This is a genomic window from Rickettsia sp. Oklahoma-10 (assembly GCF_039954865.1).
Classification (GTDB): Bacteria; Pseudomonadota; Alphaproteobacteria; order Rickettsiales; family Rickettsiaceae; genus Rickettsia; species Rickettsia oklahomensis.
Genome location: NZ_CP157197.1, coordinates 823,792 through 849,399 on the forward strand (window position 1 = coordinate 823,792; position 25,608 = coordinate 849,399).

The following is a 25,608-nucleotide window of genomic DNA, read 5'->3' on the forward strand; positions in this document are numbered from 1 at the left end:
AAGGCATTTTTGGCTAATATTTCTTGGAAATCTAATTTAAAAGTTTTATATTGTTCTAATGTAGAAAATGATTTCTTATAGTCAGATAGGTTAGTAGATAGTTCTGTGATCTTTTATGCTTGGATTCTTTGAAGAGTTTTTTCAAGATTTGCCTATTAATGCTTTAGATGTGCAGGATATTTATTTAGATAGGAGTAGCAGGTATAATAATATCTCATTAAGATTTTCTTTAGCTAGATAAATAAGTAAAGAATTAATAAAACAGTTATTAGCTTCAATAAGAAATAGTAAAATTATTTAGGTACTCAATTGAGCAAGAACATGGATAGAAACTACTACTACAAATTTGAGAAAAATAAAACATTTATTAGAGGAAGTAGTAAAAGATACAGCAAAGAAAATAATATCGATCTTAATAGATTTGTATAAAAAGAAGCTGGAAGTTGCATATAGTGAAATTTGAAATATTCAAATTATATTGAAAGTTGCCTCTTAAAGAGTATTTAAAAGCAATAAGAGTAAACTAATACAATCATAAATGAAGAACTAAGTGACAATTAGATGTTTTTATCTGGGATATGAAGTAAATATAGATTTGGTACTTTTATCATGAAGATATAGAAAATATAGCATAAAATAAATATAGCATAAAACTATTTTTTAGCTATTATTAATTATTATGTTGTTTGTACAGTTCTGTATGTCATGCCACAATGTCTCATTGTTGCTGAAATGACATCGAAATTTAAATTATTGCATAAATACATAAATGACTCATATATTATCACCTGAAAAAAGTGAAAATGATCAAGAATTACCGATAAGACCGTCATATTTGCAAGAATTTGTCGGTCAGCAGCAAATTAAAGAAAATCTCTCGGTATTTATTAAAGCTGCAAAATCTCGCAATGAACATCTTGACCATACTTTATTTTATGGTCCACCTGGTCTTGGTAAGACTACACTTGCTAAGATTATCTCTAACGAAATTGGTGTTAATTTCAAATCTACTTCCGGTCCTGCTATACTTAAGGCAGCTGATCTTGCTGCTATTCTCACTAATCTTGAAAAGAATGATGTATTATTTATCGATGAAATCCACCGCTTAAATACTTCTGTTGAAGAGGTTTTATATCCTGCTATGGAAGATTTTGAGCTTGATATAATTATTGGTGAAGGACCTGCAGCAAGATCAGTGAAAATAAATTTACCACAATTTACTTTAATAGGAGCTACCACTAGGCTTGGACTGCTTAGTAATCCTTTGCGTGATAGGTTCGGTATTCCTATGAGGCTTAATTTTTATAATAATGAGGAGCTTAAGATAGTTTTAAACAGAGTGAGTAAATTACTCGATATTGATTTGACAGAATCTGGTTCTGAGGAAATAGCTAAAAGAAGTAGAGGAACGCCAAGAATTGCATTAAGATTGCTGCGTCGTATAAGAGATTTTGCAGTAGTTGACGGTAAACCGGTAGTAGATAAAGAAATAGCTGATTTTGGTTTAAATCGTTTGGAAGTTGATCATATAGGGCTTGATAGTAACGATTATCGTTATTTAAAATTCATAGCGGCTAATTATAAGGGCGGTCCCGTTGGCATTGAAACGATTGCAGCCGCCTTATCTGAACAGCGTGATGCACTTGAAGAAACTATAGAACCTTATCTTATACAGATAGGTTTACTGCAAAGAACGCCCAGAGGTAGGGTAATCACGATTGCCGCTTTTGAACATTTAAAAATGCCGGTGCCAAATCAATCGCATAATCAATTTAATATTTTTAACGATAATGAGTGATAATAATTTAAATGATAGTTACACAGCGGTTGACGTTATAAAAAGGTTGATAAAAGAGCATGTTAAACCTTATGTAAGTAAAATATATTTTGCCATATTTTGTATGGCTATTGCAGCAATTTGTACGGCTGTGATAGTTCATGCAGTCCAACCTATTATTGATAAGATTTTTTTAACGCATGATAGGAAAATGCTTGTAATAATGCCGATAGTGCTCACAGTTACTTTTTTTATAAAAGGGATTGCAGAATATTATCAGAATTATCTAATAAAATTTGTAGGGCAGAGGGTATTAAATGATTTGCAGATGAAAATGTATGAGCATTTATTATTTGCCGATATTTCTTTTATTCAAAAACAATCTTCGGGGCGTCTTATATCTCGTGTTACTAATGATATTTCTTTGATGCGTGGGGCTGTTTCTAATTTGCTTATTGGGTGTGCTAAACATTTCCTAACGGTAGTATTTCTGATAGGGATGATGTTTAAGTTAGAACCAGTATTATCTTGCATAGTTTTTCTTGTTTTTCCGCTTGCTGTTTATCCTGTACAAAAAATGGGAAGAAAAATACGTAAAATATCATCACAATCCCAAGAGGAGCTAGGACATTATACTTCTAAGCTTGATGAAACATTTCAGTCAATTAAGATTATACAATCTTTTGTTGGTGAAAAAATAGAAAGCAATAGAGCATCATTGATTGTTAATAATATTTTAGAGTTTTATAAGAAAACTTCTAAGTTAGATGCGATGGTTTCGCCAATTATGGAAGGGTTAAGCGGTCTTGCAGTCGGGGGGATGGTATGGTATGGAGGTAATTTAGTTCTTGAGGGAAAAAGTACGCCCGGTGCTCTTTTTGCTTTTTTGGCGTCTTTTGCAGCGGCTTATAGGCCGTTTAAAAGCTTAGTATCGTTAAATGTCAATTTGCAAGAAGGAATTGCAGCTGCTAAGAGAGTATTTAATATTTTAGATAGCGAGCCTCTTATTAAAGATCGTGAAGGTGCTCAAGAAGTAGATTTATATAATTCAGAAATTACTTTTGAAAAATTAGCTTTAAGTTTTGAGAGTAAAATAGCTATAAAATATATAGATTTAAAGCTAGAACCTCATAAAATGATTGCATTTGTCGGGCGTTCAGGTAGCGGTAAAACTTCGATTAGTAATTTATTAGTGCGTTTCTATGATCCAAATGAGGGAAGAATTTTAATTAATAATCATGATATTAAAGATATTAAGCTTACTTCACTTAGAGGTCAGATTTCCTTAGTGACTCAAGATACTCATTTATTTGATACAACAGTTGCCGAAAATATAGCATATGCTCAAGCTTATACTACGCGAGAAGAAATAATTAGAGCAGCAAAATATGCTGATGCTCATGAGTTTATTATGCATCTGCCGAACGGTTACGATACTATGATAGGAGTGCAGGGGATAACTCTATCAGGTGGTCAACGTCAGCGTTTATCGCTTGCTAGAGCTTTCCTAAAAGATGCACCTATTTTAATTTGGGATGAAGCAACGAGTAGCTTAGACCAAGCTTCCGAACAGAAAATTCTAGAATCTTTAAAGAAATTACGTCAAGGAAAAACTACTTTAATTATTACACATCGTTTAAGCAGTATTACCGATCTTGATAATATTATTGTAATGAAAAACGGTGAGATTTGTGAGCATGGTACTCACAGACAATTACTTAAGAATAAAGATGAGTATTATAGGTTATATAATAAAGAATTAAGAGAAAATAGTTGATTTATAACATAAATAGTTTATACCTCTTATTTTTTATTAAATAATTTTGTATATAATTCGTAGCTAAAATCAGAATTCAGTAATTAAATAAATACAAATAATTAAAATTATGCAGGTGATTTTACTTTTTTCTCCTGCATTCGCGGGAAAATGACATAGGAGTCATAAAACAATGCTTAGCCTATGGGTCATGGTATCATCAACACAAGGAATAATATAATGCTTATTACCAAGATTTTTAAAGATTATCAATTATTTGAAATATTTATTTTAGGGATAGTTAGTGGTATGCCGCTGGTTATAATTTTTTCTACTCTTTCTGTATGGTTAAAAGAATCTGGTATAGATATCGCTATTATTACTACTTTTGCGGTTGCAAGATTATCATATTCGTTAAAAGTATTTTGGTCACCGTTAGTCGATAATTTTAAAATACCTTTTTTAAGTAGGTGGGGGCATCGAAAAAGTTGGCTTATATTATGTAGCTCTTTAATGGCTTTAGTGTTAATGGCTATAAGCAAAGAAAACCCTGAAGTTTCTTTAACTTCTTTATATTTTTTAACTATAGTATTAGGCTTTTTATCTAGTACTTTCGATATTGCTGTTGATGCATTGCGTATAGATAAGTTTGATCAGGCAACGCAGGGCATAGCTGGTGCAACTGCTGTACTTGGTTATCGAGTCGGCATGCTTATTACAGGGGCGGGTGCTTTATATATTGCAGAAATAACTGGCAATAATTGGCAACTAACTTTCTTTGTTATAGCTATAATATTTGCTATTTCTGTTGTTTTTATAATAACAGTAGATGAAAAAGAATTAGTAAGAGAAAAAATTAATATTACTTCTATTACTTCATGGATTTATACAGTCATTAATCCTTTCAAAGATTTTTTCACAAGAGAATTTGCTATAACTATTTTACTTGCAGTAATATTTTTTAAATTAGGTGATGCTATGCTTGGAGCGGTTGCTTCACCATTTTATATAGAGCTTGGTTATACAAAAGGTGAAATAGCAATAATTGCTAAACTTTATGGGTTGATTGCGACCTTAGTCGGTGGTTTTACCGGTGGTATTGTAATGTATAGGGTAGGGAATTTTAAAGGTTTAATTATTACCGGTATTGCTCAAAGTTTAACGCATTTTGCATTTATTTGGCTTAATCACCAGCCTCCTGCTTTTGAAGCATTGTTAATTGCTATTACTATAGAGAATTTTGCTGCCGCTATGGGTGCTACTGCTTTAGTCGGATATATCGGTAATTTATGTAATAAGAAATATTCTGCAACGCAGTATGCTTTACTTAGTAGTGCAAGTAGTTTATGTAACAATACTGTCACTATTTATGCTGGTAAATTAGTAAATATCCTTGATTGGGATTTTTTTTTCATCTTTACTATAATTTTAGCCTTACCCGCTTTATTTATATTAATGTATCTTAATAAAAAAGTTAAAGTATAGTAAGTATTATTGTCATACCGTGGTTTTGACCACGTTTAAAGTACTAATAATTTTAGTATTTTTCACAGGTTCCGCGATCACAAGTCACGTGATTACACAAAAAGAAAAAACATAATCCTGCTTGATTTAATTCAAAAAATATTTTATTTATTTAAAATGTTTAGTAAATTTTTATTATCCTATATTTTTATTGCAACATTTTTCTTTACTCCAATAAGCGAAGCAAAGAAAGCTGTACAAAATACCTATAAACCGCCTGTTCAAACTAGTTTAGTAATTGATGCAAAAAGTGGTAAAGTGCTGCAGGCTCATAATTCACAAATTCGGATTTATCCTGCTTCTTTAACTAAGCTAATGACTCTATACTTGATGTTTGAAGCAATTGAATCCGGTAAGTTTCCTTTAGATAAAAAATTACTTGTATCAGTAAAAGCTTCACAAATGCCGCCTTGTAAGCTTGGTTTAAAAGCAGGGGAAACTATAACCGTTCGAGAGGCAATTAATGGGTTAATAATAAAATCAGCTAATGATGCTGCTGTAACTGTGGCTGAGAATATGAAGGGTTCTGAGAAAGCTTTTGCTCACTTAATGAATATTAAAGCTAAACAGCTTGGTATGAAAAATACCTATTTTAAAAATGCTTCAGGTTGGCATGACCCATTACAGCAAACTACCGCAAGAGATATGGCTAAACTTGCTATGGCCCTGAAGAGAGATTATCCTAAATATTACCCATTATTTTCTAAAACCAGCTTCATATTTCGTGGGAACATAATAAACGGACACAATAGAGTTACTAAAAATTATCAAGGTGCGGAAGGTATGAAAACAGGCTTTCATACACCTGCAGGTTATAATTTAGTAACTACTGCTTCTAGAAACGGTAAATCATTGATTGCAGTTGTTACAGGTGGCAAAAGTGCTGTATCTCGTGATCAAAAAATGATTAGATTATTGGATCAGTATTTTAATATTAAGCCTATAGCCACTACTAAGCCTTCAATCAAGCTTGCTTCTAAGCATAAAGCTACTACAAAAGATAAATCAAAAATAATAAAGAAAAAGAATATACGTAGTTGATATATTATTTTTTGCTGTATTGCCTTTTTAGCTGTTTTATTGCATGGCTCATATTTTTGTCATTGCAAGGAAAAACTATAAGTTTTGACAAAGCAAAGAAGAATAAAAATGCTATAGCATTTTTATTACTTTTTCTAGATTGCTATGTTTCTTTTAGTGCTTGCAATGACACTTTTTGAGCCATACAACAAAGTTTAAATTTTATCGTAATGATGACTTAATATCTATTGTACCTTCTAGGGACTTACTGCCAGCTTATATTTTAAATTCACAAGTTTTATATGACAGTTAATACTACATTTACCATTTTTTGCTAATTTAGTAGATGAAGATTTTTGAGAGCTTTTAGCTACACTTTTACTTTGTATTTTTTTTAAATTAATATTTTTTAGAAATTGTTCGGTTTCATCAGGTAAATATTCTATTTTTACTTTAGTAATACCTTGATTTTTAAATGCTAAAATTTCAGCTGCTTTTTGAGAAACATCTATTATACGATTTTTCTTAAAAGGGCCTCTATCATTAACCATTAAAATTACTGATTTATTATTAGCTTTGTTGGTAACTTTGACTAAACAGGGAAGTGGAAGAGTTTTATGTGCAGCAGTTAATAAGTTTCTATTAAAGCTATCGCCGTTAGCTGTTTTCTTACCGTGGAAACCGTCTTTATACCCACCATACCATGATGCATAGCCTGTTTCAGTAAAAGATTTAGGATTGTGAGGTTTATAAGTTTTCCCATTTATTTTATAATTTTTACCAACTTTATAATGCCCTTTATAAGTTAAATTATAAGGATCATCTTTTGATAATTCTTTGTATGAATATTTGCAGGAATAAGGTAATTTTTTTGAGGTATTACAACCACTTAGACTAAAACAAAAAATTAATAAAATTAATAAACTAAGTTTATGGTGTTGTATCATCATCATACTTATTAAAGTTATCCATTATTTTAGTGTAACACACAACTTTTTCAACCCCTTTTATTTTTGATGCAATAGAAGCGAGTTTTTCTAGCTCTTCTTTTGATCGTGCAACTCCAAATAAATAAACAATATTATCTATAGTTAGAATAGTATAATTAGCAAATTTAATGTCTTTTCTGATTAAATTTTTAGCTTTAATTTGTGTGGTTATCATACTATCTTTAGTATATTGGGCTAAGTCAAAATGATTACTGTTTTTATTTACTTTTAATTCATTAATAACTTCTTTGACGCCGTTTTGATTCCAAGCAATTTTTACGGCTTTTAATGCATCTGGTTCTTTTTGAATATTTCCTGTTAATAATACTCTTCCTTGTGATACTTCGACTTTTATTTTAGCTCCTAAATCTCTAAAATTATTTTTTACTAAATCAGCTTTAATACTCGCAGAAATCCTTGCATCATTTAATGTTTCAGACATTGGTTGATCTTTTGAGGCAACAATACCGGTAGTGGTTGCTACGGTAAATATGGTAGGTAAACAAGCAGATAAATTAAAAGAGAGAGCTATAAAAATTAAAACCCTTAATAAACTGCTTGCATAACCTCCTTCTAAAGGTAATTTGTACATCAACCCAGTACTAGCATCTTCGTGATTGTATATATATGCTGCAGTGTTTCCTTCGAATTCCTCTTTATAAGATTGTTTATACAAGAAGTCTAATATATTGTTTATATAAATCATATCTTACTATCCGGTAATTTATTTTTTAATAAAAGCGGTAATTGCAGTAAAATAAATATAAAGGTAATAGGTATTACTCCGAATACTTTGAATTTGACCCATGTTTCATCTGAGAAATTACGCCAAACTATTTCATTAACTACAGCCATAAAAAAGAAAAAAGCTGCTGCCCTATAGCTTAAAGTTATCCAACTTTCCTCTTTAAGACGTACTATGCTCTCTAAAGCATATTTAATAAAAGGATTTTTCCTTATACCGCTCATGAGAAATATTATTCCAAAGATAACATATAATATAGTAGGTTTGATTTTTATATACATCGAATCGCCGCTAATTAAAGTTATACTCCCTGAAACTAATAAAACCGATACAGAGATAATAGAAAGTTTTGATACTTTTTTATCTACAAAATAACAAATAGTGACGCAAACAATGGCTGTAATAAGCATATAAAGAGTAGCGTTTTGTATACCGCCTCCATAAAAAAAACCTGCAAAAAATGCTATTACCGGACCAATTTCTGATGAAAGTTTTAACATATTTAATTTAATTGCTCTCTTTAATAAAATTAATTTAGTTCATTTTTGTAATAAAATTGAGGTATTTTTGGAATACCTTAATTTTATTTGTATGAAAATATTTATTAATAATATAGTAGTAAAATAAGCAAGTACTTGCAGTCCGTTAGGTCTTGCAATATAACCAGTAACAATATGTAAGATTTTGCCTACCATACTTCTATCCGCTACTAACCATGAACTATCCCAAAGTTGATCGGATAAAAACATAATTAGACCGGAAGAAGTTAGAATACCTGCTGCACTTGCTGCAAATCCCCCTGCTATTAGCATCAATAATATGGTAGAAATTTTAAAAATATATTTTTGATTAGCAATCTTAATTAAACCAAAATATATTACTATGCCAAGTAAGAAACCACTTGTAGCACCTATAATTACTCCTTGTAAGTAAATACTGCTTGATATTGTTTCAACTGAAGATATGCTGTATACTAAAATAATAATTTCTGCACTTTCTCGTAATATAGTAGTAGCAACTAAAAAAACCAACATGAAATAACTAGCATTACCTTCATGAATTTTTACTGATAAGTCGTTTATATGTTGTTTTACTTTTACACCGTAACCTTGCATCCATATTATGGTCCAGCTAATCAAAATTGTTATTAGTATCATAATTCCGGAATTGAATAACTCGTCTCCTATGCCACCAAAAGATAAAGATAATTTACGTGTAAAAAATGCAAAAATTGAAGCAAAGACTACTCCAAGCATTACTCCGGCAATAATATAAAGACGAGATTTTTCTATTTGTTTTGTTACAGCGAGTATTACACCAAGTAATAACGATATTTCTAAACATTCACGAAACACTACTAAAGCAATTTTAAACATATTCTTATCTAATCATTAACAATTATACAACCCTGATCTTGATGAAAATCTCCAAAAAATTCATATTTTCCAGGATTAAGTGGTGCAAGTATAATATTTATTGATTCATTTGGCATAACTATTTTTTCACGATGCAAATCATGACTTTCAAATTCTTCTATCGTATCATCTTCATTATGAACAATTAACTTTATCTTGGTAGATTTTGGTACTTCAACTATATTCGGAACAAATTTATGATCTTTTATAGCTATCTTTACTTCTAATATATTATCATTTATTTTATTGTTCGCACTCTTTATAGAGATATAAATGATTGTTGCTAGCAATATTACACCTACTATTATAATAGTATTTTTGTTTTTTTTAATAATTTCCATACTAAACTCATAGTTAATGAAAGTTTAAAGTAAGATTCTTAATATACTTGTTTAATTTGAAAAGTTGGTGTAAAGTTTTAATATAATAATATACTACCCTCTGAGGAATTTAGACCAATTACTCTTTTCCACATTAAATATTCTTCAGTTATGTTTCAAATTTTTAATAAACACACAATTTATCCTTCAATTTTTATGAAAGTTATAAGATATACAATTATTATCATAATGACAAGGATAGATAATAAAATATAATTTTTTTGTTTTTTGTTATCCGATATTTTATGTTGTTTCATATTTATTTAATTTTGTTTAAAATCATTAAGTTCAAGTAAAAGATATTCATTTATCGGTAATGATTCATGAGAAATAATTTTATTTATATTAGAACCTAAGGCTTTAAAAGTTTTGCCTTCAGCAATAACACTGCGTGTTCCAACCGGTACTTTACCCTGTAAGGCATAAGAAAAAATTAAAGGATATGTAATATCGCCGATTTGCATATCTATTTTTTGTCCTTTTGCTTTTGAGTCATATAATATTTTACCGTTTGATAAGCGAGTAATTTTAGCATTAAAACTTACTTTTTCACCACATAATAAAGGAACACGATAAGCTATCTCATCGTCATAAATTTTGACTGCATTACTTTTAACAAAATTTTGTGGTAATATAGATTTTAATATTATATTAACTTTATAATTATAAGCATTATCGAAGATAATATTATTACTATTATTAATGGCGTATTTTGCCGGAATAATTGCTTCGCGTGCTTCTCCTACCATCATACCTATTATTACATTATCTAAGCCAAGCATTATAGGAGCAGAGCCTAAAGTAAAAGTTCTAGTATCTTCCGATATTAAATTATTATTGATATCCAATATTTGATAAAATACGGTAACTACATGTCCACAAGAAGCGGGACCGATATTGCCGCTACCAAGAGTATTAATTTTAAACAGCGTTTTTACTAAATCCTTACGTACTTCAATAGTGTAATCATTAGGATTGATAGGTCCATTTAATGGCTGTAAAATATTTTCAAAGAATGCTTTCCCTTCTTCGGTTTTAAGAGCATTTATTACTATTTTTGAAACCGTACGTTCAAATAAATTGCCGTTTAATGAAATAGGGGGTTCATTATTTATACTAGTTTGGTTTTCATTGGTAAATGTATTATTTGAAGCCGATTGCTCTATAGTTATAGGATTATCGTTGTCTGGAGATATTTTTAATTTTACTATGTTGTATAGTATTAGAATTACAATTATTAAAGATAAAAATTTTTGCATATTGCATAATATATATTTTGGTATAACAAAGTTTACTATAACAATCAATTACTGAATAATCAAATGAGAATAAAAATAATTTGATTAATGTAAATAATTGATCTAAGATTTAAATGCAGATATTTAATAATGTTAAAATGGTGAAAAGTGCAAAAATTTATATTTTGTTTTTTATGTTTATGGACATTAAACATATTTGCTGTTTCTAAAGCTTACCCTAATAAGCTTAATCATTGTACAATTACTAGAAATATCTTTAACGATTATGAACCAAAAGTTTTTGACACTACTAATAATTTATTACGTAAAACAGGAAGATTGTCAAAATTTTACGGTGAAAGAATATTAATTAAAGGAAAAGTATTAGATCAAAATTGTGTACCGGTTGCAGATGCTAAAGTTTATTTATGGCAAGCAGGAAGCGGTGGTAAATATCCTTATGAACCTTTAAAAACTAGAGTTGATAAAAGAAGATTTACAAGTGAAGGTAATTCAAGCTTTACCGGTTCCGGTACTGCTACTACTAATAATAAAGGAGAATATTACTTCATTAGTATGTTGCCTTATAAATCTTCTCATCATTTAAGAAGTGCAAATATAAGAGTAGAGCATCCTAGTCTTACTACCTTAGATACTCGCTTAGATTTATCTAATAAAAATATATGTAATAATGAGTACGGTGAAGTGAATCCAATATTGATTGAACTGCAACAAAATATAGTGTCATATTGTTTTGATTTAGTATTACAAGGTACGACCTTTAAAAGGTATTAATAATGTTATGCTAGTTCCTTGACCAGGTGGGGTGTTATTACATAGATTGAAAACCACAATCTAGGTCATACTGTGACCCCTCCATAGTATCCAAAAAATTAAAAAAGACTGATCCTGCATCAAGGCATGGGATGACAGTAGTGTTTCCTTCTGTGGTGCTTCTAAAGGTTTTTTTATACCGCAACCGCATAATATAACGCATATAAGCGTTAATAAGAATAAATAAAATGTTTTCATTACATAAATTAGTATATGACCTTAAGAAATTATAATAAATATTTTTTATATATTATAGCCTTTTTATTATCTATAACAATTTTTATTCCTAAAATTTATGCTAAGCATCAGGATAAATTAAAATTTTTAAGAGGTTCAAGTGTTCCTGATAACGTAATTTTTTTTGATGAAGAAAACAATCAATATTCTCTTGATCAGTTTGAAGGAAAGACTATATTATTAGTATTTTGGGCTACTTGGAGTGCTTCATGCGTTAATGAGATTCCAGCTCTTGATATGTTGCAAAAAGATTTCAGGAATTTACCTTTTGCAGTAATTCCGATTTCAGATGATTATCAAGATATAAAGGTTATTAAGGAATATTTTAAAAGTTATAAAATAAGGTATTTACCGATTTACTATGATTATAGAAATCAACTGTTTAAAGCTTTAAGTATAGTAAGTCGACCTACTAGCATCTTAATAGACCCAAATGGTAAAATAGTAACTAGTTTTGTCGGTAATACGAATTGGTATGATGAGAAGACTAGAGAAACCATTTTATCATCTATCCCAGGAAATTATCCTGAGCCTAAGAATAGTTATAATGAGCAATCTCTTAATAAACTGTCCAGGCCTTTGCAGCCAATAAAAAATGATACAATGAAGGAAATTAACATACAAAGTAACAATGAGCAAAATTAATGAATGAAGTTAATAAATCAACTATTGCAGGTGCTGAATTTGATCAGATAATAACCAAACGGCAGATAAGTAAATTAGATCAACTAGTTGCTTCAGTTTTTGGTGATTCTAAAGATGTGATTGCAGTTTTGCGCCTTAGCGGTGTTATTGGTAAAGTCAGTACTGTGCAATCAGGGCTTACGTTAGAATCATTAAATGAGCTAATAGAAAAAGCTTTTAAAATAAAGAAGTTAAAAGCATTATGTTTAATTATTAATTCTCCTGGTGGTTCTCCAGTACAATCTGAACTTATTGCAAAACGTATTCGTAGCCTTGCTACAGAACATAAAATAAAAATTTATAGTTTTATTGAAGATATGGCGGCTTCAGGCGGATATTGGCTTGCTTGTAGCGGTGACCAGATATATGCTTTGTCAAGTTCGGTTATTGGTAGTATTGGAGTAATATCAAGCGGATTTGGTTTTCATAAAGCAATTAATAAACTTGGGATAGAGCGAAGAGTTTATACTGAAGGAAAAAATAAATCAGTATTGGATCCTTTTCAGCCTATTAATCAAGATGACCTTAAAATTATCAAAAATTTGCATAAGCAGGTTTACGAGCATTTCATAGATTATATAAAAACAAGAAGAGCCGGGAAGTTAACTCAGCAAGATGAAATTTTATTTAACGGCGAATTTTGGGCGGGACAAACAGCTCTTGATTACGGCTTAATTGATGGAATAGGTGATATGTATAGTGTAATGAAAGAAAAGTTCGGTAATAATATTAAGTTTCAATATTTGTGTGTTAAACAACCTTGGCTTAAAAAGAAACTTGGCATGGGAATGAAGATATTAACTGATAATCTTGCTAATTCTTTAATTAATGCTATTGAAAATAAAATTATTAACGATAAATTTGATATAAAGTAATATGACTATAACACAATTTAAAATTCAGAAACTAGAAAATTTTTTTGGTGGTTTACCGGAATATGCTACAGAGCGTAGTGCAGGGATGGATTTAATAGCCGCAAATGCGCAACCTATAATTATAAAGATCGGCGAAATACAACTAATCCCGACTGGTATTGCTATAGCATTACCTGATTCGTTTGAAGCACAGATAAGACCTCGTTCGGGTCTTGCTGTTAAACACGGTATTACGGTTGCTAATTCACCGGGTACTATTGATGCCGATTATCGAGGCGAAATAAAAGTTATTCTTATTAATCTTGGTAAAGAAGATTTTATTATAGAAAAAGGCATGCGAATTGCTCAAATGATAATCTCCAAGTACGAACGTATATTATGGGAAGAAAGTATTACACTTGATGAAACAGTACGTGGTAGCAGCGGCTTCGGCTCTACAGGTGTTTAGTTAGCTCTTATATCATTCCCGCAGAGGCAGGAATCCAGAATAAATAAATATTAAATATTCTAATATAGTACCTATTTGACAAAATAACCATATAAAAACTTATTTTACATGTTTTGCTGGATTTCTGCTTCTGTAGGAATGACATAAAAACTATGAATAAGCTTATATATTTATGAAAATAAAATTATTAATTGCTATATGTTTATTAGCAGTTTTAAAGGTAAATGCTAATTTTGATCCTGTAGATAATATCAAACAAATCTTTACCTATATTGATCAAAAAAGTTGGTTGCAAGCTGAGGATTTAGCTTTAAAGGTCAATAGTAAAGTTTTAACAAAAATTGTGCTCTCGCAAAAATTATTGGACAATAAATATTCAGATAATAGTTTTGAACAGGTAATAAAGTTTTTACTTGATAATCCGGATTGGCCTCAAAGTAAGTTGCTTGAAGAAAGGGCAGAAGAATATTTAAATAATAGTACAAATAAAAAAGTAATTTTTGATTGGTTTAGTAAACATCTGCCTCGTACCGGTAAAGGTTATAAATTTTATGCAATTGCTGCAAGTAGTTTAATCAAAGATCAGAAAATATTATTACCTATTATTAAGGAAGTTTGGGTATATGCCAATTTTACTCCTGAGGAAGAAAATGCATATTATAATAAGTGGCATAAATATTTAACTGCAAGTGATCATTTAGAGCGAATAGAAGAACATTTATGGAAAAATGATATTAGGTCTGCTGAGCAATCTCTAAAATATGTAGATCAAGGCTATCGTAATTCTTTTAAAGCACAAATTGCGATTATAAATAAATCACCAAATGCTGAAAAATTTTTTAGAAGTGTTCCTGAAAAATACTATACTTCCGGTTTATTATATCGTTATTTAGATTCTAAAAAAACGCAAAAGCCGACTAAGGAAGTTATTACTTTATTTAAGAAAGCCAAAAATAATCGTAAACATTTTGCTAAATGGTGCCGCATTCAATCTTATTATGCTCGTAAATTTATCGATTATAAAGATTTTGCAAGTAGTTATAAAATGGCGATACTTCCTTTTGCTACTTGTCCTGAAACCGTAAGAGAGCAGGAGTGGCTTGCCGGCTGGCTTTCTTTAAGTTTTTTAAAAAAGTCTGATCAAGCATTAGTACATTTTAATAAGTTTATTAAAGTTGTTAAGACTCCGATTAGTTTGGCACGTGGGTTTTATTGGCTCGGTCGCACTTATGAAGCAAAATGTGATAAGCAAATGGCTAGAAAATTTTATGAGCAAGCAGCAAAATATTCTTTTACCTTTTACGGGCAGGTAGCAAATATTGAATTAAATAGGACAAAGTTAGTGTTGCCTTCTATTCCTGTAATAACTTCTGAAGAAAGGGAAACTATAGAAAATAAAGAGATTATTAAAGCAATAAGGTTACTGGTTAAATATAATAAACACTACTTAGCCATGATATATTCCAAGTCAGCGATTAAGAATACTAAAAATCCTGCAGAAATTCAAATAATTGCAAATATTATTAAAGTAAATAATAATATTAATTATATGGTTGAGGTGGCAAAAATTGCTGCACAAAATCATGCTTTTATTCCGGATTGTGCTTTTCCAACTCCATATAATCTAGCAGGGTTACCTATTCCACCTCATTTAACTTATGGAATAATTAGACAGGAATCGGTTTTTGATCATAAAGCAGTAAGTTATACAAATGCTATGGGTCTCATGCAACTTATTAAAGGTACTGCTTGTGATACTGCAAAATCCATAAATGTTAAATGTAATATAGCTGATTTAACTAGAAACCCGGTATATAATATTAAACTTGGCTCGTATCATTTCAAAAAATTATTAGATGATCATAAAGGTTCTTATATTCTATCTATTGCTTCTTATAATGCTGGAAGTCATAATGTAATAAAATGGATAGGTAGGTTCGGTGATCCAAGGGACATAAAGGATACAAGAAAAGTTATTGACTGGATAGAACTTATACCTTATAGAGAAACAAGAGATTATGTTCAAAGAGTACTTGAAAATGTCCAAATTTACCGCACAATCTTGAATAAAAATAATAATTTTTATTTTAAACGTGACTTACATGCTTGCTGTGTATCAAAAAGTTGATTTTTATATTTTGACATATGATAATATAATATGATAGGAAGTAGTTGCAAATATCAATAAAGAAGCTACAAGTAACACAGCCAAATATGAAGACTTAAGTATTTAACTGGAATTCTAGTACTAAAGATGCAATTGAGTCTAATATTAAGACTAATAATATTACTCGCACACAAGTCAAGAAGAATTAGTAAAAACGGCTTTAGTAGAAGTGAAACGTATTATTAAAGTACATGATATAACTACTGAATTTAAAAATTATTTCTCAAAATTAAATTTGGATTCTGTAGCATCGTTTATAAATACTGCTAGTACACTAGGTATTAATCTTAAGGATATGGGGCACTATTCTGCAAAAATGGGGAAATATTCTAATGAAAGAGTTGGTAGAAAAATATGATACAAATCCACATGTCTCTTGTGAGAATAAAATAGAACTAAATGTACAAGTACAAGATGCAGATAAATGAAAGATACCCTGAGTAAAGAAAATTCTGATTCTGTGTCGGATATAGAAGTTATATCAACACCACTAGAATCTGAAGTGACACTTACTTAATGGTGAAAAGTATAATGTTGGAGACTTTATAAAACTATTGAAAGCACAAGAATTTGAAGCATTGGAATTTTATCAAGGGTTGTTGCTTACAGAATTTAAATATCCAATACAAAAAGAATTAGAGTTAGTATTAGCACAGATGTTGTGTAAAAAACACGTAGGTTTCAAATTTGCAAAAGAAATTGCGCAAAAAGCAAATGCAATAATGCTTGGTTTTGAAACAAGAATATAACTCTTTGTAAAAACTTATAGTGATACACAAATTCATTAAGAAGAAATGGCAATTTCTAAAGTTTCATATTTATTTGATTGTGATTATAACGGCTAATCAATTTTTATTCACGTGACTTAATCATGGGATTCAGTGATAAAATTATTAGTATGATAAGTTACTTTTTTAGATACTTTAGAGGGTACTTGGTATGAGACACTGAGTATACTTTACGATCTATTTAACAAAGTCCTTCTGTAGAGGAATGACATAAGAAAAAGAATAATACCCACAAATACATATCAATTATATTTATGATTCTTAAAAATTTATCTTTACTAATAATATTATTATTTTCAATTTCAGCTTTTTCTGCTGCTAATAGTCTACAAAATATCCCTATTACCATTGTTGCTACTGCTTCGGGGGCTGATAGTAAAACCTTGTCAAATTTACAAAATATTCATGGACTAAATTTACAGATTTCCTCTAAATGTTTTGCTAAAAGTAAGTTACCGTTTCTTGCAAGTAGTGATGAGATACGATTTAATTGTTTACAAGATGCATTATTTGATGATTCCAATTATATAGTATGGAGTTTACGCGGAGGTTATGGCTCGGCTAGATTAATTCCATATTTACAAAAACTCTCAAAGCCTCTTAAAGAAAAGTTCTTTATAGGTTATAGTGATATAACGGTTCTACATCTTTTTTTATCACAAGAATGGGGATGGAAAACTATTCATGGCAGTAATATAGCTGATTTATTAAAACCTGATAAAGATCAAAGCAATTTTACCAAGCTTGCTGAAATATTGAAAGGTAAAGTCAAGCAGGTTACTATAAATAATTTAGTGCCTCTTAACGATATAGCAAAATCAAGTGATCTTGTTAACGGCAAACTAACAGGTGGTAACTTAACTATGCTGCAAACTAGTATAGGTACAAATTGGCAGATAAACACTAAGGGAAAAATTCTTTTCTTAGAAGATGTAAATATAGTTGCTTTTAGATTAGATCGTGCGCTTGTGCACTTAAAGCAAGTAGGGTTGCTTGAGGGTGTGAAGGCCATAATATTTGGTTCATTTGATCAAGATTCTGAAGGCACAATGTTAGTGCTTAGTAATTTTGCAGATAGTTTAAATATTCCAGTATTTAAAACAAATAGATTCGGGCATGCAAAAATTAACGATCCGATTATTTATAATACAGATAGTAAGATTATTAAAAATAAAGGATTTAAGTTAGTGATGGGGTTGTATTAGTAGATCTTGCTTGTCATAACGCAATTAAGTTGCGGTATGACATCGACTTAAATGCAAATAATCATTATACTTTGATAAATTCAAATCATAAGAAAAGAATTTATTTGTAATATAATGTTCAAGTAATTTTACTAATCCTGCTTTATGTCTATTTAAAGTTTCAATATTTAAAGCTATTTCCGTTATTTGTATATAAGGATTGATACTAGTTATTTTTACATAAGCAATAGTGATTTCATGATTTATAACTGGATTCACGTGAAAGCAGGAATGACATTCTGTAAATCCATTTTCGAGTAACATTAAGCTTTCTATAATAAGTTGAGGTGAGAGTCCAAGCTCTATTTCTTTTTTAGTTGCAATAGTGCCGGTTTTATAATCAAGTATAGTTATATTGTTTGATTTGCTTATTTCAATTCGGTCAGCTATACCGATTATTTTTATATCCTGACCTGCAACATTTAGTCGTAATTCCCCTTTAACCTCAAAATAGATTTCTTTGCAATTTTTTCGGCGTTCTATGTCAAATAGAATAAAGGCTTTACTGAAAGCTACAAGTTTTATTTGCCAAGCTTTTTTTGTGTATACCGGTAAAATAGTATTATATAAAATATGATTACCAATATTTATTAAAGCATTTTGTTTATCAAGCAAATTTAAATTAATATATTGTTTGTCATAATTTTTAGAATATTCCTCTAAAACTTTATGAATAAAATTACCAAAAGCTGATATTTTAGGCTCTTCCCATATATTATCTTTTTTACGTAATCCAAGAATTTTCTTAGCATAAAAACCGTATGGGTTTCTTATTAATGTTTCTATATCGGTTACTGATAAGGTAGGTGGAAAAAAGGTATTGAGGGCTGTAGACTCATTGTCATACCGTGGCTTGACCACAGTATCCATATAGTGACTGGATCCTGTGATCAAGTTGTGGGATGACACACAGTCCTTCTGTAGCTTCAAAAATAAATTAGAAGTGTTTGTTAATTTTTCATCATATTTTTTAGCATTTAGTATAATTACTTGTTTATTTTGTAGAAATAAATTGAAGTAATCTGAATATAGAGTAGAGTCAATTTCATCGTAATCTATATTTAGTATCTGCAAAGCTTTCTTGCTAAGCCATGGGTGAACTTTTTTATTAGGAGACCAGTTGTCAGTATTAAAATGCGGTAATATAATTAAGTCAAATTCGCATAATACTAGATCTGTAGGCGAGCCAATAATTATATTGGCAGATTCGGTATTTTTGTAAAATTTGATATTGGAAAGTAAAAAAGAGAAAATTTTATGAAAATCTTTTTTATTCGTTAGATTTATATATTGACTATATGCAGTTAAATTTGTTAAAAATTCAAGTAATTCGGCTCCTCCTTCTTTTTCCCAAATAGTAGGCAAAAGTTTTTCAGCTATTTCTTTAGCAGCTATTAAAATAGCTTGTATATTACGTGGGGTATCAGTAAATAAAATATCTATTAAGTTATGGCAATATTCCCTTATATTCTCATTATCAAATTGTAATTGCAATAAATATTCTGGTGAAGATATAAAACGGTTTTTATTAGATAGCATTAACTCTAATTTTTGTATCATTGGACAATTAATCAAAGGATTTTTAAGTAATAAAAATAAGATTTTTAGATCAAAATTATTACATAATATTTTAATAATGGAAGTGAGTAATGCACTGATATTAGTAAGGCCTAAATCATTACCTATTAGATCTTCATATTTGTCTAAAAAATTACAATATACTCTTTTAAGCTTATTATTATCTGTAACGATTGCAATTCGTTTATCTTTATTACGGTTACATATATAAGCTATTTGTTTAGCTTCTTCATAGATATCATTGGGTTCTAAATAAGATATATTATTAAGACTTTTTGTATAACTTGCTTCTAAGGGTAATATATGTGTTGATCTGGTACTTGAGTCCTCACATATGTCTGTGTACATTGTGGTTCTGCGTTCTGTGTCTCCTACAGATTCCTGTTTATTAGCTACGTTATGTAAGAAGTCTATTGCACTTAAGTTTGGATTATAATAAATTATATAATCTTTTAATTCTTTCTCAAATTTTTTTAGGAAAGGATCAGGTTTAAATATTCCGGCAAGTATTATCTGCTTATGACCATTTTTTATCTTTATTATTTCTTCTTGTAATAGCTTTAATTTATAAACTGCTTTATTTTGTTTTTGAGTATAGTGAATTGATCCCCACTTCTTGGTGCTTCGTTGCTCATAGTATTGCCTATTAATATATAGGTTTTTCTTCTCACACCTGTCACCAAATGAGCTTGAGTTCACTATAAGTGATATTTCCTCTTGCCATCTCAAAAAACAATATTCTAGAAATTTATAAATCTTGTGCCAATAGTTAGAATTATTATAGAATTCAATTAATTTTATATCGATATTATTGAGTATTAAATCATTAAACAATTTTCTTAGAATTTCTGCAGCTTTTAGTGATGATGCAATATTAAAAGGGAATTCTTTATATTCATTGATGATTTCCGATAAAATAAATAATTCTTCTATTTTAGATACATAATCCGAATTGTGATTTTTTTTTGAAATAATAGAAGTAAAAGGAATAATTACAGGTAATTTGATTTTATATTTATCGATTAAAAGCTTCTTTAATTCTAAACATAAAAAATTATTAGGTAATATTATTTGAACCTCTGCACCTTTACCTAATTTATCAATGATATATTTAGCAAAACTTTTCAAAAAAGAATAATCAGTAGCCATATATAATGTTTTTACAATAAATATAGCAGATCACAGATCTAAAATAAATCTTATTTAAAATGATAATGTAGTAGATGATTATTCATTTTTTATTAAGAATCTTAAAAATATATTAATTTGAATTTTATAAATAAGGTATCTGAAAATTTATATTTATTTACTATTTAGTCTCTATAACATTAGGAGCTTATGCTAATGATTAAACTCCCATATAGCTTATTGTGATAATATACAGGTAGCGCAATAAGAAGATTTGGTAATACAAAAATTGGTTAAACTATTTCCAACTGAAACAAATTGTATTATTGTTGGTTGTTTATGAGATGTGTAAGCTAATCAGTTAAAATATTTAATTGTTTGGCAAGAACAATTTGGACCTGTAATTTATGGTCAGTATCAACTAGGAGATAATGTTAGAGGTTCTACATTTGTATGTGAACGCTCTAAAAATCCGTATGTTGGTTGACCGCTTGGATATGAATATAAGACAACATTTGTAATATGTTCATTTGATAATATTGAAAACTAGTATTTAGTTAACATGAATAGCAAAGAATTACATAAGTAATTTGCTATTGGTAACATTTACTAACTCTTTAAATAATTCTAAATCTATTCTATTTGCATTAAAATATTCAGGATGCCACTGAACGCCTATAACAAATTTATGTTTTGTTGATTCGATGGCTTCAATTACTCCATCTTCTGCTTTTGCAGATACGATAAGATTATTACCAAGTTGTTTAACAGCCTGGTGATGGCTCGAATTAACCATTGTTCTTAGATTATTATTTGCTATCCTAGCAAGCTGAGTATTTGCCTCTATATTAATTGCATGCGAAACTATATTTTTAGGTGGAGGTTGGGTATGATTAATTATAGTTTCAATATCATCAGGAATATGTTTAATAAGCGTACCTTTGAAAATAACGTTTAATAACTGCATACCTCGGCATATACCTAAAACAGGAATATCTCTCTCTAATGCTTTCTTTAAAACTAATATTTCAAAATTATCACGTTCTTCATTAGACATTACTACATATTTAGCGTATTTCGGCTCATAAAATTTAGGATGTATATCCTCATCACCGCCTGGAATTACAATGCCGTCAACAAGGTGTATAAGCTGATCTATGGTTTCACTTTGATAAGGTAATAATAGCGGTATACCGCCAACTGCGATAATCGCATCAGTATAGTTTTTTCGCAAGGCATACCATGGAAAAGCAGCGTAAGTATATTTTTCACAATTTTGAACTAAATCAGGTGTAATACCTATTATTGGGTTTTTATGCATTTTTATTGTCATTTTACTACTTTTCAGTTATGTAATTTCTGAATAGGTGGACTCCAGCTCTTTGTCTTTATTATACTGTGGCTTGCACGGTATCCAAAAAAATAAAAAATACTGGATCATACTATAAGCTTGCGGTATTATAGATTACTGGATTTGTACTTTCCTATATTTATAGGAATGACATATAATATTTACTCTTCAATACGCGGTGGTGTTTCAAATGTATGAAATGGTGGTGGAGAGGTAAGTGTCCACTCAAGCGTATTGGCACCTTCGCCCCAAGGATTCATTGGACAATCTTTGCCATATTTTAAAGTATAAAAAACGATAAATACAAAATAAAGAGCAGCAAACATAGAGATGCCTGCTCCTATCGAGGAAACCATATTCCAGCCGGCAAAAGCGTCAGGGTAATCCGGTATTCTTCGTGGCATGCCTGCAAGACCTAAGAAATGCTGCGGAAAGAAAGTTAAATTAACGCCTATAAAGGTAATACAAAAATGCATTTTACCTAAAACTTCTGGATATTGTTTACCTGACATTTTACCAAACCAATAATAAAATCCGGCAAATGCTGTAAATAAAGCACCGAGCGACATCGTATAATGGAAATGTGCAACAACGTAATATGTATCATGTAGTACTCTATCAAGTGCCGAATTTGATAGAATTATGCCGGTTACGCCGCCAATCGTGAATAATATGATAAATCCTATTGAGAATAGCATAGGTGTTGGAAACGTAATAGAACCACCCCACATAGTTGCTATCCAGCTAAATATTTTAATACCTGTCGGCACTGCTATAATCATTGTTCCGGCAGTGAAATATATAAGTGCATTATAAGAAAGTCCAACCGTAAACATATGGTGGGCCCATACAATAAACCCGACAAAGCCTATTATCACCATAGCCCCAACCATACCTTGATAGCCGAATATAGGTTTGCGTGAAAAAGTTGAGATCACCTGACTTACTATGCCAAAGCCTGGAAGTATTACGATATATACCTCAGGATGACCGAAAAACCAAAATAAATGCTGAAATAATACAGGATCACCACCGCCGTCGGGTTTAAAGAAAGTAGTACCAAAGTTACGATCAGTAAGTAGCATAGTGATAGCTCCACCAAGTACTGGCATTGCTAGAATTATGAGGAATGCAGTTACTAAAATAGACCAAACAAATAACGGCATTTTAAACAACCCCATTCCTGGTGCTCTCATATTAAAGATAGTAACGATTAAGTTAATTGATCCAAGGATTGATGAAAGACCTGTTAAATGTAAGCTGAAAATAGCCATATCGACTGCTGCCCCCGGGTGACCGCTTAAGTTACTTAAAGGAGGGTAGAGCGTCCAGCCCGTTCCTGGCCCGCCGTCAACAAAAGCTGATCCCATAAGTAAGATAAAAGCAGGAACTAACAGCCAAAAACTTATATTGTTAAGGCGTGGAAATGCCATATCAGGTGCTCCTATTAATAGAGGTACAAAATAATTACCAAATCCACCAAATAAAGCTGGCATAATCATAAAGAATACCATAATAACTGCATGTGCTGTGATTAGTACGTTATATAACTGGAAATTATGGTTAAGGAATGTTCCACCGGGTATTGCAAGTTCTAACCTAAAGAGAATAGAAAATAACCCGCCGACAATTCCGGCAAAAACGGCAAATATGATATACATAATGCCGATATCTTTATGATTAGTAGAAAAAAGCCATCGACTCCAACCATGAGGGATATGGTGGTCATTGTGAAGTATATCTTTAGTAATTATATCCATAATTATTATTCATGCCTGTGTTAATTTTTTAATATCTGATCCAAATTGTTAGAATATTTCTAGTGATTTTCTCATTCTAATCCCACCATTTAATTTCAAGTAATTACACGATTATATCATCAAAAAATCTATAGCGTATTATCTTTGTAGGATTGCGGGCAACAATACTAATATGGTGGTAAATCCTTATTTACTACTGAGTAAGCATCAATAATTGCCCTATCTCCAATATTAATCCCCGGCTACATTAGTAGCGTTTGTATTAAACCATAGATAGCTTTCAACTATAGTATCTCTTCTGTTATCATAGGAAGGAGTATAATTATCCAATTTTCAAAAATAAAGAAAGGATAAGTAGAAAACCAGTCCATAGGATGATTTATTATTATTGGTTATAAAACTAGTACCCATAAATAACACAAAATTTTCCTATAATCAATTTAACAAAATAAGCTTCTCTAACATTTGCATACTCAAACCTTTCATGAGGTGTTTAGGATCATTATTATAGGTATAATTACATACTATTATGTTAGCATTAAAATGCTTTAAAAATATTATTTCTTTTGTTTGCTTGGAGTAAACATGGGAATAAGGATTATTGTGACTATTCATATATAAAAAATTTAGTATATAAATGTATCTAACTTGGATACTGTTGTATTAATTATTTAAGGAATGTGAATTTCTATTAAATATAATTAATTAGCTGCTAGTTTTGGATTCTCATAATTTAGTGTAACTTTATTTTTACTTGCAATCCAGTTGTCAAAATCTTCTTTACTTACTACTTCTATAGCAATCGGCATAGAGCCGTGATTGATACCACATAGTTCTGAGCATTGGCCATAATACACACCTTTCTTAGCAACTCTTGTCCACGTTTCATTAATTCTTCCAGGCACTGCATCTATTTTAAAACCAAGCGATGGAACAGCAAAACTATGTATCACATCACCTGCAGTAATAAGAAATCTTACATTAGTGTTTTCAGGGATAACAATTCGATTATCAACATCCAATAATCTTTTTTGGTCAGGTTTTAAATTCTCATCAGAGATCATTACACTATCAAACTCCAAATTATTATGATCAGGATATATATAGTGCCAATACCATTGATAACCTACTACTTTGATAGTTAAATCTGTTTCGGGTATTTTTTCGGCATGATGCAATATTCTAAAAGACGGCACTGCAATAATAACTAAAATTATTATAGGTATTACAGTCCAAATTATTTCTATTAAAACATTATGTGAAAATTTGGCCGGTATGGGATTATTTTTTGCATTAAATCTGATACATACAAAGCCAAGTAATCCAGAAACAAATAAAACAATAGCTATTGAGATATAAAGCAGAAAATTATAAAAATGATGTAATTCCTCCATAATCGGACTTGCCGCTGGCTGGAATGTTACTTGCCAAGGTAACGGCTCGGAAGCAAAGCAAATATTGCTAAAAATCAATACACTAATTATAATAATATTTTTCATAGCATATACTAGGTTCTTTATATTTTAAATATAAATGTATATTAATTTTTATTAAAGTAAAAATCGATAAATTTTTAGAAAACTATATTTTTTTAATAAAATTTGAGTTGGAAAAGGTGTACCTATTTAAGATTTTGTAGTAAATCAATAACTTTTATTACTGTCATATTA

Annotated in this window: 23 protein-coding genes; 13 read left to right on the forward strand and 10 right to left on the reverse strand. The window is 30.1% G+C overall.

Features of this window, described 5'->3' with window-relative positions; all coding sequences use genetic code 11:
• Positions 1-115: 115 nt before the first annotated feature.
• The 5 genes from AAGW17_RS03695 (at position 116) to AAGW17_RS03715 (ending at position 6,098) form a co-directional block, all read left to right on the forward strand.
• Positions 116-241: a hypothetical protein gene (locus AAGW17_RS03695; protein ID WP_347938705.1), complete on the forward strand. Its 126-nt coding sequence runs from the start codon at positions 116-118 to the stop codon at positions 239-241.
• A 528-nt stretch (positions 242-769) separates the two neighbouring features.
• Positions 770-1,798: a Holliday junction branch migration DNA helicase RuvB gene (gene ruvB, locus AAGW17_RS03700; RefSeq protein ID WP_347938706.1), complete on the forward strand. Its 1,029-nt coding sequence runs from the start codon at positions 770-772 to the stop codon at positions 1,796-1,798.
• Positions 1,791-3,554 carry an ABC transporter ATP-binding protein gene (locus tag AAGW17_RS03705; protein ID WP_347938707.1) on the forward strand — a complete coding sequence of 588 codons (1,764 nt, stop codon included), beginning with the start codon at positions 1,791-1,793 and terminating at the stop codon, positions 3,552-3,554. Before ruvB ends, AAGW17_RS03705 begins: the two co-directional genes overlap by 8 nt.
• Before the next feature lie 219 nt (positions 3,555-3,773).
• Positions 3,774-5,018 (forward strand): AmpG family muropeptide MFS transporter, encoded by a 1,245-nt coding sequence (locus tag AAGW17_RS03710; RefSeq protein ID WP_347938708.1) that lies wholly within the window; start codon positions 3,774-3,776, stop codon positions 5,016-5,018.
• A gap of 156 nt (positions 5,019-5,174) precedes the next feature.
• Complete coding sequence (locus AAGW17_RS03715) at positions 5,175-6,098, forward strand: D-alanyl-D-alanine carboxypeptidase family protein (protein ID WP_347938709.1); 924 nt, start codon at positions 5,175-5,177, stop codon at positions 6,096-6,098.
• 236 nt (positions 6,099-6,334) lie between these two features.
• Here the strand turns inward: AAGW17_RS03715 and AAGW17_RS03720 are convergent, their stop codons facing one another.
• The 6 genes from AAGW17_RS03720 to AAGW17_RS03745 form a co-directional block, all read right to left on the reverse strand.
• The gene (locus AAGW17_RS03720; protein WP_347938710.1) at positions 6,335-7,024 is read right to left on the reverse strand and encodes a septal ring lytic transglycosylase RlpA family protein; all 690 of its coding nucleotides are present in this window, start codon (positions 7,022-7,024) and stop codon (positions 6,335-6,337) included.
• Positions 7,008-7,658, reverse strand: coding sequence for a BON domain-containing protein (locus AAGW17_RS03725; protein WP_410528117.1), 651 nt, complete (start codon positions 7,656-7,658; stop codon positions 7,008-7,010). Before AAGW17_RS03725 ends, AAGW17_RS03720 begins: the two co-directional genes overlap by 17 nt.
• A 110-nt stretch (positions 7,659-7,768) precedes the next feature.
• Positions 7,769-8,311 carry a septation protein A gene (locus AAGW17_RS03730; RefSeq protein WP_347938712.1) on the reverse strand — a complete coding sequence of 181 codons (543 nt, stop codon included), beginning with the start codon at positions 8,309-8,311 and terminating at the stop codon, positions 7,769-7,771.
• Positions 8,312-8,350: 39 nt separating this feature from the next.
• Complete coding sequence (locus AAGW17_RS03735; RefSeq protein WP_347938713.1) at positions 8,351-9,187, reverse strand: FTR1 family protein; 837 nt, start codon at positions 9,185-9,187, stop codon at positions 8,351-8,353.
• 8 nt (positions 9,188-9,195) lie between these two features.
• Positions 9,196-9,567, reverse strand: coding sequence for a cupredoxin domain-containing protein (locus tag AAGW17_RS03740; RefSeq protein WP_347938714.1), 372 nt, complete (start codon positions 9,565-9,567; stop codon positions 9,196-9,198).
• A gap of 302 nt (positions 9,568-9,869) precedes the next feature.
• Entirely contained in the window at positions 9,870-10,865 is a 996-nt protein-coding gene (locus AAGW17_RS03745; protein ID WP_347938715.1) for an FKBP-type peptidyl-prolyl cis-trans isomerase, read from the reverse strand.
• A gap of 147 nt (positions 10,866-11,012) precedes the next feature.
• Here AAGW17_RS03745 and AAGW17_RS03750 point away from each other — a divergent pair, with 147 nt between their 5' ends.
• From AAGW17_RS03750 to AAGW17_RS03785, 8 genes are all read left to right on the forward strand, one after another.
• Positions 11,013-11,639 (forward strand): dioxygenase, encoded by a 627-nt coding sequence (locus AAGW17_RS03750; RefSeq protein ID WP_347938716.1) that lies wholly within the window; start codon positions 11,013-11,015, stop codon positions 11,637-11,639.
• Positions 11,640-11,891: 252 nt separating this feature from the next.
• A complete protein-coding gene (locus tag AAGW17_RS03755) occupies positions 11,892-12,560 on the forward strand; it encodes a TlpA disulfide reductase family protein (protein ID WP_347938717.1) in 669 nt (222 codons plus the stop codon).
• Positions 12,560-13,474, forward strand: a complete 915-nt coding sequence (locus AAGW17_RS03760; RefSeq protein WP_347938718.1) for a S49 family peptidase — start codon at positions 12,560-12,562, stop codon at positions 13,472-13,474. The genes AAGW17_RS03755 and AAGW17_RS03760 overlap by 1 nt, the downstream gene beginning before the upstream one ends.
• A 1-nt stretch (position 13,475) precedes the next feature.
• On the forward strand, positions 13,476-13,922 hold the full coding sequence (gene dut / locus AAGW17_RS03765) for a dUTP diphosphatase (RefSeq protein ID WP_347938719.1): 447 nt from the start codon (positions 13,476-13,478) through the stop codon (positions 13,920-13,922).
• A 172-nt stretch (positions 13,923-14,094) separates the two neighbouring features.
• Complete coding sequence (locus tag AAGW17_RS03770; RefSeq protein ID WP_347938720.1) at positions 14,095-16,050, forward strand: lytic transglycosylase domain-containing protein; 1,956 nt, start codon at positions 14,095-14,097, stop codon at positions 16,048-16,050.
• A gap of 208 nt (positions 16,051-16,258) precedes the next feature.
• The gene (locus AAGW17_RS03775) at positions 16,259-16,447 is read left to right on the forward strand and encodes a hypothetical protein (protein WP_347938721.1); all 189 of its coding nucleotides are present in this window, start codon (positions 16,259-16,261) and stop codon (positions 16,445-16,447) included.
• Between the two features lie 196 nt (positions 16,448-16,643).
• Positions 16,644-16,838 (forward strand): hypothetical protein, encoded by a 195-nt coding sequence (locus AAGW17_RS03780; RefSeq protein ID WP_347938722.1) that lies wholly within the window; start codon positions 16,644-16,646, stop codon positions 16,836-16,838.
• A 293-nt stretch (positions 16,839-17,131) separates the two neighbouring features.
• Positions 17,132-18,082, forward strand: a complete 951-nt coding sequence (locus AAGW17_RS03785) for an LD-carboxypeptidase (protein WP_347938723.1) — start codon at positions 17,132-17,134, stop codon at positions 18,080-18,082.
• A gap of 24 nt (positions 18,083-18,106) precedes the next feature.
• Here the strand turns inward: AAGW17_RS03785 and AAGW17_RS03790 are convergent, their stop codons facing one another.
• The 4 genes from AAGW17_RS03790 to coxB form a co-directional block, all read right to left on the reverse strand.
• The gene (locus tag AAGW17_RS03790) at positions 18,107-20,848 is read right to left on the reverse strand and encodes a PD-(D/E)XK nuclease family protein (RefSeq protein ID WP_347938724.1); all 2,742 of its coding nucleotides are present in this window, start codon (positions 20,846-20,848) and stop codon (positions 18,107-18,109) included.
• A 556-nt stretch (positions 20,849-21,404) separates the two neighbouring features.
• The gene (locus tag AAGW17_RS03795) at positions 21,405-22,148 is read right to left on the reverse strand and encodes a gamma-glutamyl-gamma-aminobutyrate hydrolase family protein (RefSeq protein ID WP_347939412.1); all 744 of its coding nucleotides are present in this window, start codon (positions 22,146-22,148) and stop codon (positions 21,405-21,407) included.
• A 191-nt stretch (positions 22,149-22,339) separates the two neighbouring features.
• On the reverse strand, positions 22,340-23,938 hold the full coding sequence (gene ctaD / locus AAGW17_RS03800) for a cytochrome c oxidase subunit I (protein ID WP_347938725.1): 1,599 nt from the start codon (positions 23,936-23,938) through the stop codon (positions 22,340-22,342).
• Between the two features lie 701 nt (positions 23,939-24,639).
• Positions 24,640-25,437 (reverse strand): cytochrome c oxidase subunit II, encoded by a 798-nt coding sequence (gene coxB / locus AAGW17_RS03805; protein WP_347938726.1) that lies wholly within the window; start codon positions 25,435-25,437, stop codon positions 24,640-24,642.
• Between the last annotated feature and the right edge of the window lie 171 nt (positions 25,438-25,608).